At 44.3% G+C, this 3,640-nt stretch carries 2 protein-coding genes; one reads left to right on the top strand and one right to left on the bottom strand.

Annotated elements, in window-relative coordinates; all coding sequences use genetic code 11:
- Nucleotides 1-1,060 (top strand): CHAT domain-containing protein (locus tag GXO74_01100; protein ID NOZ60255.1); only part of this gene is annotated, 1,060 nt, incomplete at its 5' end.
- A gap of 300 nt (nucleotides 1,061-1,360) precedes the next feature.
- Here the strand turns inward: GXO74_01100 and GXO74_01095 are convergent.
- A complete protein-coding gene (locus GXO74_01095) occupies nucleotides 1,361-3,553 on the bottom strand; it encodes a hypothetical protein (GenBank protein ID NOZ60254.1) in 2,193 nt (730 codons plus the stop codon).
- Between the last annotated feature and the right edge of the window lie 87 nt (nucleotides 3,554-3,640).

The raw sequence follows: 3,640 nt of genomic DNA, 5'->3' as shown, positions 1-3,640 counted from the left end.
TCACCAACTGCTTCAGCCTTTCAAAGATGTCAAAGAAGGGCGGATCAAAAATTTTGCCGACATCTATTTTGATCTTAAACTTGCACAAAAATTGTATGACACAATTTTTAAACCGATTAAACCGTACTTAAAAAACAACAAGCAGCTTATTATTATTCCTGATGATGTATTGTACTATCTACCGTTTGAAGTATTGGTAACTCAAATTGAGAAGAAGAAATTTGACAGGAAAATAATTTTTTCTCATTATCAAAATGGTCATTTTTTAGTCGAGCAATACAGCATGAGCTACGCGCCTTCAGCGACTGTTCTTGAGCCTGATTTATTAGAGCGACGACAGCGTCCAGAAAATGAACGATTACTGGCATTTGGAAATCCTGATTTTGGCAGGGCAACTGAAATGGCGATACAAAAGAATGGAGATCAGGGGAGTGATTTATTTAGTTTGTTGTTCCGCTCCAGTCGGGGTTTGATTTTTAGCCCGTTGCCAAAAACAGAGCAGGAAATTAAATCTATCGTCAAAATAATTCAGCCATCGGTTTACTATCTGGAGCAGGATGCCAAAGAGGAAACGTTCAAGCAGGAAGCCAGCAAGTATTCAATTATTCATCTTGCCACGCACTGCATTGTTGATGAAACTCAGCCTATGTATTCTCGAATTGTATTTGCCCAGGACAACGATCCTAGCGAAGACGGTTTTTTAAATACTTACGAAGTTTTTAATTTAAAGCTCAATGCTGGCCTGGTTAACTTAAGCGCCTGCGAAACTGGGTTAGGTAAATTAAGCCGGGGCGAGGGAATTATTGGTTTGACTCACGCTTTCATGTACGCCGGGGCATCTTCAGTGTTGGTGAGCTTGTGGAGCGTTTCTGAATCCACTGCTGATTTAATGAAATATTTTTATCTCAATTTGAAATCAGGCATGAGCAAATCTCAAAGCTTGCAGCAAGCAAAATTGAAAATGATAAAAACGGCCGGTAGATTTAAGAACGGTCAGAGACTTTCTTTTGCTAATCCGTTTTTATGGGCTCCGTTTGTGTTGGTGGGAGAATGGGAATAATTTTAAGATATTACAATTTAAGTTAATGAAAAAATTGGCAACATTAACCCACTCCATTAGACATAGAATTTTAAAAATGTGTTGCAAATCAACTTTTATATTTTTTTCTAATATTATCTTGTTATCCAACAATTTTTTAAAATGATAATTTTTGAAGTATCGTCATCCCCAGATGTTTCTATTGGACATCCAATTGGGTCAACTACCACTATTTCAAACAAGCAGTACACTTTTAAGCGAAATTGACATTCAAAAAACAAAAACTAACTTATCATGGGTTACCCCCCATGATCGGTTACATTATTTTTTCCTTTTAAAAATCTTCCGCAAAGAAATCGGAACATTGAAAAAGAGGTCAAAAATCCAATGTTCCAGCAGCGCCCCGCGCTCGCCAAAGACAGGAATGATGTGCACGATGTTTGTTGCCCAGCGACCCGCCATCAAACGCGACAGAGCGGGAAATTTCGCCACCATCTGAATGGGAAAACCAAGATAGCCCACGTAATGCCAGAAAGAAATCATTGCCGCGACCCAATAATTTTTGACATCGCGCTCTTTGACCATGAGGTACAAAACATAGCTCCCGCGCACTATCGAACCCGGAGAAATTGGCGTCGCCTGAAACACCGCTAAAATAGCGCCGGCATACATCATTCCCTCCTGCCAGGTCTGACCCATCGCAATCATGGCGTACAAAGCCGCCGCAACAGAAATTACCTGAGTCACCGGCAAGGTCGCCACATGAACCGCCACGGATTTCAAATATTTCTGAATGAACGGGTTCTTTATGTTCCGACGAATGTGTTCCGCCTCCTCTTCCGTCAACATGCCTTGCTTGTACCCCGCTTCCACATTTTGCAAGAGCCAGGTTTCACGAAAGGCAGCGTCGCGGTAAAACCGCAGCGGGTAAGTAACTCCGTATTTGAATGAACTCCACGCATAAGTCCGGTCAGTCAAAAAGCGATGCCACGTCGGCGGCAGCCAGCTAAAAAAGAATTTTTGCAGCCAGAAGGAAAAAAGCCGATGCGTTAGCCTGAATGCCCTTCCTTCGGTGACTCTTCCGTCGCGATACCAGTCGATTAACGCATGCGCCGCCTTCGCTTTCACAGTGCGTCGCAAATAGGCTTTCCGGAAAAAAATATTTTTGATGTGCTGACGATAGCGACGATTGCCCCAGAAGCGGCGAATAAATCTTCCCAGAAACGGAAAAATACTAATCAGATAAAACAGCAGAAATTTCAAGCCGGATTTTTCCAGTTTGTCGGCATGTTCCCGGTCAATGATTTCTCGTGTGAGCCAGCCGCGGACGAGGCCTTTTTTCACCGATTTGCGCAGCGACCTTTTGAGAATCAGTTTGAGGCCCTGGCGCGTGAGATCGGGCTGCGATTCGCGATATTCTTTTTCTCTGACCTTCAACTCCTCAAACGCCGGCATCAAATCAGAAAATTCGTCAGCATGAGCTGCGATGAATTCTTCTAATTTTTTCAAATCCCCCCTGTCAAACTGGACAATTCGTCCATGGAACAAGCCAGAAAGAATCAATTTAACGTCGCCCGGGCTCATGGGCAAAAAAGGCAGCAATGCCAGACCGGCGCGAAAGTCGATTGCCGTAATCCCCCCGGCGCCATTTCTCCCGGCGCTAATTCGTTTCAATGCATTGGGCTGGCTTTTCATCGTCCACCATTCGTACTGCCGCGCGAATTCCGGAGCGCCGATTTCGTGAAGCAACGCCACAAACTGCTTCATGAATTTTCTTTTTTCCAGATACTCAAATGATTTCACGGAGCCGTCAGTAGGCAGCACGTCTAACTTTTTCCATTTTTTTCTTTTGAAAATTTCCTCGTCGATCTCAAAATTCCAATTCCTGCCTTCAACCCATTCGTTCACTTCACCGTAGCTGCCGATATTGTTGTCGAAAAAAGTCGCGTAGGTGTCCACGACGCTCAGTTCATCGCCAAAATTCACTTTCGCGCCGCGGCGGATTAATTTTTGCCAAAGAACGCCAGCTCGCGCTGCGGCAAATTGAGTCTGCGCAGCAAACGAGCCCTGAAACCCGAGCCAGTAAATGAAATTGCGAAAAGCAAGGGCAAACCCTGACGGCGGAACGAGAATTTTGATGGCATAGAGCTCCCCAACTTGCAATCCGTCAAATGATTTAGTTTGACTGCCGTCTATCTCAACCAATTTAACGCGATAAACCTGTCCCGCAAAACCGCCTCCGACGAATTTGTCCACCTCAAAAATTGCACGCGCTTTTTCATCAGGGCAGACACCGACGAGTTCCAGATTCAATCTGTCGCTGCGGTCGTATCGGGAGAGCGGATAGGTGATTTCCAACTGCGCCGCCTCCACTATTTCTTCGAGCTTTCGGCGTACTTCGAGAGAATAACCGTCCGGCGACTGACTCGCTGAAACGGCGACGCTTTTCGGCGCTGCAACTTCTACCGTATTTGAGATTGGTTCAGTTGTTTCCACAAGTTCTTCTTTTTTCATACTTTTCCTTAAAATGCTAAAATATTAAAAGCCAAATATAACCAAATGAAAGCGAAAAATCAAGCGAAAAGGATGTTGATTAGTCCG

This window comes from Calditrichota bacterium, assembly GCA_013152715.1.
GTDB lineage: Bacteria > Zhuqueibacterota > Zhuqueibacteria > Thermofontimicrobiales > Thermofontimicrobiaceae > 4484-87.
This window is presented reverse-complemented; position numbering and strand designations above follow the sequence as displayed.

Bases quoted from the DNA above. Each gene is read 5' to 3' on its own strand.
- GXO74_01095 (NOZ60254.1), bottom strand. From the start codon at position 3,553: ATGAAAAAAGAAGAACTTGTGGAAACAACTGAACCAATCTCAAATACG.